General features: G+C 67.9%; 10 protein-coding genes. 9 read left to right on the forward strand and 1 reads right to left on the reverse strand.

All coding sequences use genetic code 11. The features are described from left to right. Position 1 precedes the first annotated feature (1 nt). Positions 2 to 1,582, reverse strand: coding sequence for an ABC transporter substrate-binding protein (locus C1I89_RS26380; RefSeq protein WP_102775338.1), 1,581 nt, complete (start codon positions 1,580 to 1,582; stop codon positions 2 to 4). A gap of 233 nt (positions 1,583 to 1,815) precedes the next feature. On the opposite strand from C1I89_RS26380, the gene C1I89_RS26385 reads away from it, so the two are divergent. The 9 genes from C1I89_RS26385 to C1I89_RS26425 all read left to right on the forward strand — a co-directional run bounded on the left by C1I89_RS26385 (position 1,816) and on the right by C1I89_RS26425 (position 12,502). After that, complete coding sequence (locus C1I89_RS26385; protein WP_102775339.1) at positions 1,816 to 2,922, forward strand: DUF917 domain-containing protein; 1,107 nt, start codon at positions 1,816 to 1,818, stop codon at positions 2,920 to 2,922. 9 nt (positions 2,923 to 2,931) lie between these two features. Next, complete coding sequence (locus C1I89_RS26390) at positions 2,932 to 4,473, forward strand: hydantoinase/oxoprolinase N-terminal domain-containing protein (RefSeq protein WP_102775340.1); 1,542 nt, start codon at positions 2,932 to 2,934, stop codon at positions 4,471 to 4,473. A gap of 323 nt (positions 4,474 to 4,796) precedes the next feature. Then, the gene (locus tag C1I89_RS26395; protein ID WP_258231536.1) at positions 4,797 to 5,555 is read left to right on the forward strand and encodes an ABC transporter permease; all 759 of its coding nucleotides are present in this window, start codon (positions 4,797 to 4,799) and stop codon (positions 5,553 to 5,555) included. A gap of 3 nt (positions 5,556 to 5,558) precedes the next feature. Further along, positions 5,559 to 6,605: an ABC transporter ATP-binding protein gene (locus tag C1I89_RS26400; protein ID WP_102775341.1), complete on the forward strand. Its 1,047-nt coding sequence runs from the start codon at positions 5,559 to 5,561 to the stop codon at positions 6,603 to 6,605. An 8-nt stretch (positions 6,606 to 6,613) separates the two neighbouring features. Continuing rightward, positions 6,614 to 7,495, forward strand: a complete 882-nt coding sequence (locus C1I89_RS26405; protein ID WP_102775342.1) for an ABC transporter permease — start codon at positions 6,614 to 6,616, stop codon at positions 7,493 to 7,495. Positions 7,496 to 7,521: 26 nt separating this feature from the next. Beyond that, positions 7,522 to 8,769: a metal-dependent hydrolase family protein gene (locus C1I89_RS26410; RefSeq protein ID WP_102775343.1), complete on the forward strand. Its 1,248-nt coding sequence runs from the start codon at positions 7,522 to 7,524 to the stop codon at positions 8,767 to 8,769. 5 nt (positions 8,770 to 8,774) lie between these two features. Then, on the forward strand, positions 8,775 to 10,433 hold the full coding sequence (locus C1I89_RS26415; protein ID WP_102775344.1) for an amidohydrolase family protein: 1,659 nt from the start codon (positions 8,775 to 8,777) through the stop codon (positions 10,431 to 10,433). A gap of 1 nt (position 10,434) precedes the next feature. Beyond that, the gene (locus C1I89_RS26420) at positions 10,435 to 11,409 is read left to right on the forward strand and encodes a CobW family GTP-binding protein (protein ID WP_102775345.1); all 975 of its coding nucleotides are present in this window, start codon (positions 10,435 to 10,437) and stop codon (positions 11,407 to 11,409) included. 43 nt (positions 11,410 to 11,452) lie between these two features. Next, entirely contained in the window at positions 11,453 to 12,502 is a 1,050-nt protein-coding gene (locus C1I89_RS26425; RefSeq protein ID WP_102775346.1) for an ABC transporter substrate-binding protein, read from the forward strand. Positions 12,503 to 12,513: the final 11 nt, after the last annotated feature.

A 12,513-nucleotide genomic window follows, 5' to 3' on the forward strand; every position in this document is an offset into this window, starting at 1 on the left:
GCTAGCGGCCGATGTACAGCGGATACAGGTCGAATTCGCTGGCCATGCGGATCGGCGAGTCCACCAGGCCCTGCACATAATCGCGCGAGGCCGTGGTGCGGTCGCGGATCATGCCGAAGATCTCGGGCTGGGCGGCCACGATGCGGCGCTGGATGTCTTCGTACAGGGGCTTGCGCTCGGACCAGGCGGACAGCGTGCGGGCGCGTTCGATCAGCGCGAACAGCTCCGGATCGTTCAGGAAGTGCGTGCCGTAGTACTGGCCCCAGGAACCCTTGTGGTACATGTAGGCGACCGAATCGGGATCGATCGACATGACCGAGGTGAACGAGGCGAAGATGTCGGGCGAGGTCTCGGCCTTGGCGCCGCGCGCCACCATGTTGGGCCAGGTCAGCGGCACCATGCGCACGCCGATGCCCAGCGGCTTGAGGTTGTCGATCAGCAGCAGGCCCATCTGGCGTTCTTCCTCCAGGCCCTGCACGTACACGTATTCCAGTTCGATGCCGCCCTGCGGCCATTTCGATTTGGCCAGGTACTGGCGCGCGCGCTCCATGTCGCGGCGCGGCATCTCCGGCATCGCCATGTATCCCTGCACCGACGGCGAGAACGGGCTTTCCATCAGGCGCGCCTTGCCGTTGTAGATCTTCAGCAGCGATTCGTAGTCGAACGCGTAGGCCAGCGCGCGGCGCAGGTTCAGGTCCGACATGTACTTGCCCTGGGTGTTGAACTTCAGGCCGAATCCGCCCATGCCGGGCTTGCGTCCGATCTTCACGCCCTTGACCGAAGAGAGCTGGTCGATGTCCTCGGGCGAGAGGCTGGCGGCGATGTCGATCTCGCCGCGCGCCAGCGCCGCGCGGCGGCTGGAGTTCTCGGTGATGACGCGGTAGATGATGCCGCCCAGGCGCGCCTTCTCGGGCTGCGACCAGCCCTTCCAGTAGTCGTTCCAGGTTTCCAGCTCGTACAGGGAGTTCGGCTCCACGCGCTTGACGCGGAACGGGCCGGAGCCGGCCGTGTGTTCGGTCAGCCATTGCTGGCCGTAGTCGCCGTTCTGTTCGTGTTCCATCGCCTGCTTGACGTTGACGATGTACCACCACGGCATCAGGCCCAGGAACGCGGCGTAGGGGCGCGTGAGCTTGAATCGGATGGTCTGCGGGTCGTCCACCACGATGTTCTCGGGCTTGAGGAAGTCCGCGTACATCCAGGCCGGTCCCTTGTTCAGCTTGAGCGTGCGTTCGAACGAGGCCTTCACGGCGGCGGCGTCGACGGGGTCGCCGTTCTGGAAGCGGGCGCGCGGGTCGAGCTTGAAGGTCCATTCCGAGGCGTCGGCGTTGGACGACCACGAGGTCGCGAGCCAGGGCTTGAGTTCGGGCGGATCGCCTTCGTACTTGAGCAGCGCGTCGTAGGTGGCCTGCTGGATGGTGCGGATGGACAGGTCGTATTTCTGCGCCGGGTCCATCACGGAGACGGCCTGCTGGCCTCCGATGACGAGGATGCGCTTGCCGTTGGAGGTTTCGAACGCATGCGAGGCCATCGGCGCGCAGGCGATGGTCGCTGCCAGAAGAAAGGTGCTGAGGCGTTGCCGCATTGGTGTTTCCCCTTGTATATCGCTTGCCGGTCGGTGCCGGAGGCCGTGGCCCGATATTTGCAGATGCATCAGGCCACGGCAAATAAATACGAAGAATGCGGCACATAGGTTCAACACATGCAGGCGCATGATTTGGGTCTATGCGAGACATGCGCATATTCAATTTGCCCGCCGTATTCGCAGCGAAGTAAGGTTTGTTTCCCATTCCGGCTCACTTCTGACTTCATCGAACCATGCTATCTGTAGCCGCAAGCACGAACACCGGAACGCGCGTCGTTTCCGCCGAAGAGATGGAAGCCCTGGCCGTGGGCGCCTGGATTCTGGGCACCGGCGGCGGCGGCGATCCCTACCAGAAACTGTTGAACATGCGCCAGCTGTACAAGAAGGGCTACAGCGTTTCGCTGCTGGACCCCATGTACCTGGAAGACGAAGACCGCGTGGCGGTGGTGTCGGGCATGGGCGCGCCGCTGGTCGGTCAGGAACGCCTGGCCGATCCGCATTTCGCGGTCAAGCCGGTGCGCATGATGGAGGAGTATTGCGGCGCGCGCTTTCGCGCCGTGATGGCCCTGGAGATCGGCGGCGGCAATGGCCTGCAGCCCTTCATGGTGGCGGCCCTGACCGGCCTGCCGGTGGTCGACGCCGACAGCATGGGCCGGGCCTATCCCGAAGCCCAGATGACGAGCTTCGCCGCCAACGACCTGCCCATGTATCCGCTGGCGGTGGCCGACATCCGCGACAACGAAGTCATCGTCACCCGCGCGGCCTCGGCCACCTGGGTCGAGCGCCTGAGCCGCAAGGTGGTGGTCGAAATGGGTTCCACGGCGGCGACCTGCAAGACGCCGCGCCGCGGCAGCGAGGTCAAGGACCACGGCATTCTCTACACCGTCAGCAAGGCCATCCGCCTGGGCGAAGTGGTGCTGCGCGCGCGCCGCCAGCATGCCGACGTGATCGGCGCCGTGCTGCAGGAGACGGCCGGCAAGCGCATGTTCAGCGGCAAGGTCATCGACGTGGAGCGCCGCACCACGGCCGGCTTTCTGCGCGGCCGCGCGGTGCTGGAAGGGCTGGGCGAGGACCGCGGTTCGCGCTACACGCTGCACTTCCAGAACGAATTCTCGGTGGGCGAGCGCGACGGCGTGCCCGAGGTCATGACGCCCGACCTGATCTGCGTGCTGGACTCGGTCAGCGGCGACGGCATCGGCACCGACGTGCTGCGCTTCGGCCAGCGCGTGAGCGTGCTGGCGCTGCCCGCGCCTGCCGTTTTCACCACGCCGCGCGGCCTGGAGCTGGTCGGTCCGCGCGCCTTCGGTTTCGACTTCGACTATCGCTCGGTCTTCGCATAGAGCCCTCACATGAAACACATAGGCATAGACGTAGGCGGCACCAACACGGACGCCGTATTCGTGCAGGACAACAAGGTGCTGGGCGCGGTCAAGTCGCCCACCACCGCTGACGTCACCAGCGGCGTGCGGCGCGCGCTGGCCGCGCTGATCCAGGCCTGCCCGCAGGCCGGCGAGCCCGACGCGGTGATGATAGGCACCACCCATTTCACCAACGCCGTGGTGCAGCGGCGCGACCTGGAGCCGGCCGCCGCGCTGCGCGTGTGCCTGCCGGCCGCTGCCTCGCTGCTGCCGTTCTGCGACTGGCCGGAGGACCTGGCGCAGAAGGTCAACGGCGGCACCTATCTGGTGCAGGGCGGCCATGAATTCGACGGCCGCGAACTGATGCCGCTGGACGAACGCGCGGTGCGCGACGCCGCGCGCGCCATCCGCGCCTCGGGCATTTCCACGGTGGCGGTCAGCGGCGTGTTCTCGCCGCTGATCGGCGCGGCCGAACTGCGCGCCGGCGAGATCCTGCTGCAGGAGCATCCCGATTGCCGCATTACCTATTCGCACCAGCTGGGCCGCATCGGCCTGCTGGGCCGCGAGAACGTGGCGCTGTTGAACGCCACGCTGATCGACCTGGCGCACAAGACCACCGACGCCTTCGTGCAGGCGCTTGCCGACAGCGGCATCCGCGCGCCGCTCTTTCTGACGCAGAACGACGGCACGGTCACGCTGGCCGAGAACGCGCGCGATTTTCCCGTGCATTCCTTCGCGTCCGGCCCCACCAACTCCATGCGCGGGGCCGTGTTCCTGGCCTCGATCAACGACGCCGTGGTCTGCGACGTGGGCGGCACCACGGCCGACGTGGGTTATGTGCACAACGGCTTTCCGCGCCAGGCCAACAACATGGTGGAAGTGGGCGGGGTGCGCACCGCGTTCCGCATGCCCGACCTGCTGTCCATCGGCGTGGGCGGCGGTACGCTGGTGGACCCGCAGACGCTGCAGGTCGGCCCGGTCAGCGTCGGCCACCGCCTGCTCGAAGAGGCGCTGGTGTTCGGCGGCACGCAGCTCACCTGCACCGACATCGCGGTTGCCGCGGGCCTGGCGGACATCGGCGACCGTTCCCGCGTGGCGCATCTGGACCCGGCGATGGTGCGCGGCGCGCTGGCGCGCATGCACGACGCCATTTCCGAAGCCTGCGACCGCATGAAAAGCGACGCGCGCGAGGTGCCGCTGATCGCGGTGGGCGGCGGCTCGGTGCTGATCCCGGATCGGGTCGCGGGCTTTTCCGAAGTGGTGCGCGTCGAGAACCACGCCGTGGCCAACGCAGTGGGCGCGGCCATCGCGCAGGTCTCGGGCGAGGTCGACCAGATCTTCACCAACCTGGGCCGCGAGGAACTGCTGGAGCGCGCGCGCGGCATCGCGGTCGAGCGCGCCGTGGCCGCCGGCGCGGACCCCGCCACGATCAGCGTGATCGAACAGGAAGACATTCCGCTGGCCTACCTGCCGGGCAACGCCGTCCGGGCGCGGGTCCGCGTGGTGGGCGAGATCGCCGGCCGCGCGCACTAGGCACGGGAACCTGGGTTGCACCTGCCGCCGCCATTTCCGGCGTCGGGTTGCACCCGCGCGCGGCGGGCGCGCCGCCGCGCGCATGCAAGAGGCTCGCAATAATGGGTTATCCCTAGTTGAGCCGCGCAGCAACCCGTCGATATGCTCTGGTTAACCGTAGATACCGCAGGTTTCTACCCAGGATACTAGCCGGCTGCTGCTGACAAGGAACCAGGGATTTGCATAACGCGCCTCCTTTGAACTCGGCCGCCACGGCCGTCCGGGACCGGACCCTGCGGGTGATTCCGTGGGCGACGTGGTTGCATCGCGTCTTCGTCGTGCTCATGTACGCGTTCATGCTCAGCCCCATCGTGCTGGTGGTCTGGCTGAGCTTCTTCAAGGACGCCATTCTCTACTTCCCGCCGTCGGGCTATACGCTGTCCTGGTACGTGAAGGCCTGGGAAAACCCGGCTTTCGCCAACGGCTTCATCTTCAGCCTGCAGGTCTCGCTGGTGGCGGCCGCCATCGGCGTGGCCCTGGGCGTGCTGGCCGCGGTCGGCATCGCGCGCTACCGCTTCAGCGGCAGCAAGAGCATCAACACCCTGCTGCTGTCGCCGCTGCTGATTCCCGGCATCGTGGCCGGCGTGGGCATCTACCTGTTCTATCTGCGCGCCGAAGAAGCGCTGGACCAGGACATCATCGGCACCTTCGGCGGGCTGGTGATCGCGCACATCTGCCTCACCATTCCGTGGACGGTCCGGCTGGTCACGGCCGGCATGGCGGGCCTGGACGGCTCCATCGAAGAGGCCGCGCGCAACCTGGGCGCCAGCGCGCCGGTCGCGTTCATGCGGATCACGCTGCCCATGCTGCGCCCGTCCATCGTGGCCGCGGCGCTGTTCAGCTTCGTGGTGTCGTTCGAGAACCTGGAGCTGTCGCTGTCGCTGGTCGGCCCCGGCCGCACCACCTTGCCGATCGCGATCATGCAGTACCTCGAATTCAACCTGGACCCGACCATCGCCGCGGTGGCCTCGGTGCAGATTCTGCTGTTGGGCATCATCATGCTAGTGACCGACCGCTACGTGAAACTCAGTCAGGTGGTATAGAAGATGGCGAAGGTCTCTATCGAAAACATCCGCAAGCAGTTCGGACAGGCGGTGGCGGTATCCGATTTCTCGCTGGAGATCGGCGACGGCGAACTGGTGGCGTTCCTGGGCCCCAGCGGCTGCGGCAAGACCACCACGCTGCGCATGATCGCCGGCTTCATCGCGCCCACGGCTGGACGCATCCGCATCGGCGACACCGACGTGACGCGCCTGCCGGTGCACAAGCGCGACACGGGCATGGTGTTCCAGCGCTATGCGCTGTTTCCGCACATGACGGTGGCCGAGAACGTGGCCTTCGGGCTGGAGATGCACAAGGTTCCCAAGGCCGACCGCGACGCCAGGATCAGGCGCGTGCTGGACATGGTGCGCATGAGCGAGCTGCGCGAGCGTTATCCGCGCCAGCTCTCCGGCGGGCAGCAGCAGCGCGTCGCGATCGCGCGCGCGCTGGCCATCGAGCCCAAGGTGTTCCTGCTCGACGAGCCCTTGTCCAACCTGGACGCCAAGCTGCGCGTGGAAGTGCGCGAGGAGATCCGCGCGCTGCAGCAGCGCCTGGGCCTGACCACGGTATTCGTCACGCACGACCAGGAAGAGGCGCTGGCGATCGCCGACCGCATGGCCATCATGCACGACGGCATCGTGCAGCAGGTCGGCTCGCCGGACGCGCTGTACGAGCGGCCGGCCAATCTGTTCGTGGCCGATTTCCTGGGCAAGATGAATGTGTTCAAGGGGCGCGGCGAAGCCGGCAACGTCTTCCAGACCGACGCCGGCCAGCGCATCGCGGCTCCCGGCGGCGCCGGCGCCACGCACCTGGGCGTGCGCCCCGAGCGCGTGAGCCTGCGCGCGCAGCCGGCCGGCGGCAACGCGCTGGCGGGCGTGGTCGAGTCCTCGCTGTACCTGGGTTCGGTGCTGGAGGTGCGGGTGCAGCTGGAAGGCGGCGAGCGCATGCTCAGCCAGGTCGTCAACGCCGGCGCGCGCCAGGCGCAGCCGGCGGCCGGCGAGCGCGTCTACGCGTGCTTCGAACCGGACGACTGCGTGGCGTTCACGCAATAGGAGCCGCCATGACGACCGCGACGCAGAACGGGCCCCGCCGGGGCTGGCTGGGGCCGGGGCTGGCGTTTCCGGCCTCGCTGGTGGTGCTGGCCATCATCATGGTGCCCATCCTGCAGCTGGCGCGCTACAGCTTCAACCGTTTCGATCCCGCGGAGCTGATGCAGTCCGCCTTCACCTTCGACAACTACGCCAAGTTCTTCGGCGACCCCTACTACCGCGACGTATTCCTGACGACGCTGGGCATCGCCGGGCTGTGCACTGTGCTGGCGCTGGTGCTGGGCTTTCCGGTGGCGTATTTCCTGGCGCGCACGCAAAGCCGCTACAAGAGCCTGTTCGTGATCCTGCTGGTGTTTCCGCTGATGGTGGGCAACGTGGTGCGCGCCGCCGGCTGGATGGTGGCGCTGGGCAACGCCGGGGTGGTGAACGCCGTGCTGCAGGCAATGGGCCTGATCGACGGGCCGCTGACCATGATGTACACGCCCACGGCCGTGGTGATCGGCACCACCGCCGTGGTCATGCCGTACCTGATCCTGACGCTGCAAAGCGTGCTCGAAGGCATGGACCTGTCGGTGGAAGAGGCCGCGCGCAACGTGGGCGCCAGCTTTTTCACCACGCTGCGCCGCATCGTGCTGCCGATCGCCGCGCCCGGCGTGGCGGCCGGCACCATGCTGGTGTTCATCCTGTGCATGAACGCCTATGCCACGCCGGTGCTGCTGGGCGGCTCCGGCCTGACCATGATGGCGCCGGCGCTGTACGACCAGATCACCAAGGCCTCGAACTGGCCGTTCGGCGCCGCGCTGGCCGTGGTGCTGGTCTGCGGCACCCTCGTCATCGCCCTGATTTCCAACTGGCTGATCCATCGCCGCTACCTCAAGACCATGGCGTCCTGAGTCCGGCGCCACACAAGGAATTCCTCATGGCTTCTGTACTGTTCAAGAACGCGAACCTGCTCGATCCCTTGCAGGCGGAATTGCTGGAAGGCCAGCACGTGCTGGTCGAGGACAGCGTCATCAAGGAAGTCTCCGACCGGCCGATCGCGACGGCGTCGGCGCGCGTGATCGACGCCGCCGGCCGCACGCTCATGCCAGGGCTGATCGACCTGCACGCGCACGTGATGGCCACGCAGCTCAACCTCAGCGCCCAGGGCGTGCTGCCCGACGCGCTGGTGATGATGCGCGCCGTGCCCATCATGGCCGCGATGCTGCGCCGCGGCTTCACCACCGTGCGCGACGCGGGCGGCGCGGGCTGGGGCCTGAAGTGCGCCGTCAACGAAGGCACGGTCCAGGGGCCGCGCCTGTTCATCTCGGGCCGCGCCATCAGCCAGACCGGCGGCCACGGCGACCCGCGGCCGCGCTCCGACCATCTGCGCCCCATGAGCTTCTGCGGCTGCTGCTTCCGCGCCGGCGACATCGGCCGCGTGGCCGACGGCATCGACGACGTGCGCAAGGCGGTGCGCCAGGAACTGCAGATGGGCGCCGACCAGATCAAGATGATGGCCTCCGGCGGCGTGGCCTCGCCGACCGACCCGATCGCGTCCTACGGCTATTCGGAAGATGAAATCCGCGTGATCGTCGAGGAGGCGGCCGGCCGCCAGACCTATGTGATGGCGCACTCGTACACGGCCGACGCCATCGAGCGCGCCGTGCGCAACGGCGTGCGCACCATCGAGCACGGCAACCTGGTCGACGAACGGGTGGCGCGCTACATGGCCGAGCGCGGCGCCTTCGTCGTGCCCACGCTGGTCACCTACGAAGCGCTGGCCAACGAGGGCGCCGACTACGGCCTGCCGCCGGACTCGGTGGCCAAGATCGCCACCGTGCGCACCGCGGGCCTGCATTCGCTGGAAATCTACAAGAAGGCCGGCGTGAAAATCGGCTTCGGCTCGGACCTGCTGGGGCCGTCGCAGCGCCTGCAGAGCGACGAGTTCCGCATCCGCGCCGAGGTGCTGACGCCGCAGGAAGTGATCCAGTCCGCCACCACCACCGCCGCCGAGGTGCTCAACCAGGTGGGGCAGCTGGGGCGCATCCAGGCCGGCGCGCTGGCCGACGTGCTGCTGGTCGACGGCAATCCGTACCGCGACCTTTCCTGCCTGCTGGGCCAGGGCGAACACCTCGCGCTCATCATGAAGGGCGGCGTCATCGAACACGACGGACTGGGGGCATAGGCGCCATGAGCGATCCCACGCAACTGCAATCCGAAGTCGGCGAAGAGTCGCGCGACGTCAACGCCGCCAAGGGCTGGCATCCGCCTTCGGCGCCGGCGCCGCGCGACCGCGGGCTGGGCCCGTTTCCGCGCCTGATCCTGCGCGGCGCCACCGTGATCGACGGCACCGGCGCGCCGCCCTGGGGCCCGGTGGACATCGTGATCGAGAACGAGCGGATCACGGCGCTGGTCAACGTGGGCACGCCGCACAAACCCATCGACCCCAAGCGGCGTCCCGGCCCGGGCGACCACGAGATCGACTGCCACGGCAAGTTCGTCACGCCGGGTTTCGTGGACGCGCACGCGCACATCGGCACGCCGTACCACGCCATGAGCGGCATCGTGCCGCCGGCCGACTACATCTACCGGCTGTGGCTGGCGCACGGCGTGACCACGGTGCGGGAAATGGGCGCCATGGGCGGGCTGGGCTGGACGCTGGAGCAGCGCGAGCTGTCGGCGGCCAACAAGATCGCCGCGCCGCGCATGATCGTGCATTCGGTGTTCCCCGCGGTCAACGACCGGGTCAAGACCATCCACACGCCTGAGCAGGGGCGCGAGTGGGTGCGCAAGCTGGCCGCGCGCGGCGCCGACGGCATCAAGTTCTTCGGCGCGCCGCCGGCCATCATGCAGGCCGCGCTGGACGAGGCGGCGCAGCTGGGCCTGCGCTCGGGCTGCCACCATGCGCAGATGGCCGTCACCCGCGTCAACGCGCTGAAGTCGGCGCGCTGGGGCCTGACCAGTTCCGAGCACTACTACGGCCTGCCCGAGGCCTTGTTCGAGGACCGCGTGGTGCAGTCGTTTCCCACCGACTACAACTACAGCGATGAGTACTACCGCTTCGCCGCCGCCGGGCAGACCTTCATGCAGGCCGCCCAGCCGGGTTCGGCAAAATGGCGCCAGGTCATGGACAGTTTCCTGGAACTGGGCCACACCTTCGTGCCCACCTTCAACATCTACGACGCCAACCGCGACCTGATGCGCGCGCGCCGCGCCGACTGGCACGACCAGTACACCTGGAAGGCGGTGTGGAAATACTTCCAGCCGCAGCGCGGCGGGCACGGCGCCTACTGGTACCGCTGGAGCACCACCAACGAGATCGAGTGGAAGCAGAACTACCGCCTGTGGATGCAGTTCATCAACGAGTACAAGAACCAGGGCGGGCGCGTGTGCGCCGGCAGCGACTCGGGCTTCATCTACCAGATCTACGGCTTCGGCTTCATCCGCGAACTGGAACTGCTGCAGGAAGCGGGCTTTCATCCCATCGAAGTGCTGCGCGCCGCCACCTCGCAGAGCGCGGCGCTGCTGGGCATCGACGACGACACCGGCTCCATCGACGTGCAGAAGCGCGCCGACCTGCTGATCCACAACCAGAATCCGCTGACCGACTTCAAGCTGCTGTTCGGCACCGGCGCCATGCGCCTGAACGACGAGACCGCGCAGGTCGAATGGCAGCGCTGCCTGGAGACCACGATCAAGTCCGGCGTGGTGTACGACACGGCAGAACTGCTGGCCGACGTGCGCAACATGGTGCGCGACAGCTGGGCGGGCGATCCGGACGGCGAACGTCCGCCTTTGGGCGGCTCGCCCGCCGGTTCGCCGTGCGACGACGGACAGGCGGCGCCCTGACATGGCGGTCGATCTGTTCCTGCTTTGCGGGTTCCTGGGCAGCGGCAAGACCACGCTGCTGGTGGACTACCTGCGCACCGGCGCGGCCGATACCGGCGTGATCGTCAACGAGGCGGGCGAGGTCGGCGTGGACGGGGCCATCGTCGCCAACGACAGCGACAGCGTGCCGATGACCCTGCTGGCCAACGGCTGCGTCTGCTGCTCGCTCCGCAGCGACCTGGTCCATACGCTGAGCGCGCTGCTGGACGCGCCGCGCCCGTCCGGCGCCGCGCCGCTCAAGCGCGTCATCCTGGAGTGCAGCGGCCTGTCGCGCCCCGGGCCGGTGATCGCGTCGCTGGCCGATCCGGAGCTGGCCAGGCGCGGCCTGCGGCTGACGGTGGTCTGCACCGACGACTGCGGACGCGATCCCGATGCGCTGGCCGAAATGGACGAGGCCATGGCGCAGTTCGGCGCGGCCCATCGCATCGTGCTGACCAAGACCGATCTGCTGCCCGCGGCGGCCCTTGCCCAACGCGCGGCGCGCGCCGCCGCGCTCAATCCGCTGGCCGCGGTCATCGCCGAGCCGGACCGCGAGCGCGCCGTGGCGGCGGCGTTCGCGCCCGCGCAGGGCACGGCCGATCTGGCCGCGCTGGCCGCGCACATGCTGGCCGCCGGCGGCGCGGCGGCGGCGCATCCGCGCATCCGAGTCATGGCGGCGCGCGCCCGCGCCGGCATCAGCTGGACGGACTTTTCGGAATGGCTGGACGACCTGGCCGGCTTTTGCGGCGAGCGCCTGCTGCGCGTCAAGGCCGTGGTGCGGGTCAGCGACTGCGCCGAGCCCATCCTGATCCAGTCGGTCGGCGCCACCTTCAGCGCGCCGCAGCGCCTGACGCGCCAACCCGACGCGCGCGACGCCATCATCGTCATCGCCCGCGACATCGACGCCGAGGCGATCCGGGCCTGGGCGCCCGCCGCGCCGGTGGAGATGCTTGCCTGATTTTTCGCAGTAAACCGTCAGTTCTCTTCGATACGAGGTCGTTATGCAAGACAAAAACCTGACTCGCCGTGGCTTCATCAAGACGGCCTCCGGCCTGGCGCTGGCTCCCGCCCTGGGCTGGGTGCCGGGCATGGCGCAAGCCGCGGGCAAGGAAATCGTCGTGGGGACCTGGGGCGGCGACTACCAGAACCTGCTGCAGCAAATCATCAATCCCATCGTCGGCAAGGACGGCGTGAACGTGGTGTACGACACCGGCAACGCCGTGGGCCGCGTGACCAAGCTGCGCGCCGAAAAGAATTCGCGCCGCGGCAGCATGGACGTGGCGCTGCTGGGCGAAGTGGACATGTACGACGCCGAGCGTTCGGGCGCGCTGGCGCCGCTGGACACCGCCAAGCTGCCCAACCTGGCGCACGCCATCGGCGCGTTGAAGACGCCGTATTCCATCCCGCACATCTTCAGCGCGATGACGCTGGTCTACAACACCGAAAAATTCCCTACTCCGCCGGATTCGCTGGAGGTGCTGCTGGACCCGAAATGGAAGGGGCAGGTGGGCTTCTCGGACATCCTGTACCTGTACAACGCCGTGTTCGTCGGCCTGGGTGCGGGCGGCGACACCAAGAGCTTCGAAGGCGGCAAGCGCTTCCTGGCCAAGCTCAAGCCCAACGCGCCGCGGATCTATCCGTCCAACGAGGCGGTGGCGGCGGCCTTCAAGTCGGGCGAGATTGCGATTGCCTGCATGTGGAAGGCGCGCGCGCTGCAATGGCGCGACAGCGGCCTGCCGCTGGGCTTCGTGATCCCGAAGGAAGGTTCGGTGCCGGTGGCGTTCGAGGCCGCCGTGGCCAAGAACAGCCGCAACAAGGACGCGGCCTGGGCATACCTGAACGCCATGCTCGATCCGCAAGGCCAGATCGCGTTCGCCGAGAAGATGGGCTATGCGCCCACCGTCACCAACGCCACGCTGCCCGAGCCGCTCAAGCGCGTGGGCTTCTCGGACGCCGAGGTCAAGCTGCTGCACGCCTACGACCTGAAGGGCCTGACCGAAAAGAAGGCCGACATCCTGGAATTCTGGAACAAGGAATTCAAGGCGGGCTGAGCGCGCCGGCT

Source organism: Achromobacter pulmonis (assembly GCF_002885955.2).
GTDB classification, from domain to species: Bacteria; Pseudomonadota; Gammaproteobacteria; order Burkholderiales; family Burkholderiaceae_B; genus Achromobacter; species Achromobacter pulmonis_A.

Bases quoted from the DNA above. Each gene is read 5' to 3' on its own strand.
- C1I89_RS26380 (WP_102775338.1), bottom strand. From the start codon at position 1,582: ATGCGGCAACGCCTCAGCACCTTTCTTCTGGCAGCGACCATCGCCTGC.
- C1I89_RS26385 (WP_102775339.1), top strand. From the start codon at position 1,816: ATGCTATCTGTAGCCGCAAGCACGAACACCGGAACGCGCGTCGTTTCC.
- C1I89_RS26390 (WP_102775340.1), top strand. From the start codon at position 2,932: ATGAAACACATAGGCATAGACGTAGGCGGCACCAACACGGACGCCGTA.
- C1I89_RS26395 (WP_258231536.1), top strand. From the start codon at position 4,797: ATGTACGCGTTCATGCTCAGCCCCATCGTGCTGGTGGTCTGGCTGAGC.
- C1I89_RS26400 (WP_102775341.1), top strand. From the start codon at position 5,559: ATGGCGAAGGTCTCTATCGAAAACATCCGCAAGCAGTTCGGACAGGCG.
- C1I89_RS26405 (WP_102775342.1), top strand. From the start codon at position 6,614: ATGACGACCGCGACGCAGAACGGGCCCCGCCGGGGCTGGCTGGGGCCG.
- C1I89_RS26410 (WP_102775343.1), top strand. From the start codon at position 7,522: ATGGCTTCTGTACTGTTCAAGAACGCGAACCTGCTCGATCCCTTGCAG.
- C1I89_RS26415 (WP_102775344.1), top strand. From the start codon at position 8,775: ATGAGCGATCCCACGCAACTGCAATCCGAAGTCGGCGAAGAGTCGCGC.
- C1I89_RS26420 (WP_102775345.1), top strand. From the start codon at position 10,435: ATGGCGGTCGATCTGTTCCTGCTTTGCGGGTTCCTGGGCAGCGGCAAG.
- C1I89_RS26425 (WP_102775346.1), top strand. From the start codon at position 11,453: ATGCAAGACAAAAACCTGACTCGCCGTGGCTTCATCAAGACGGCCTCC.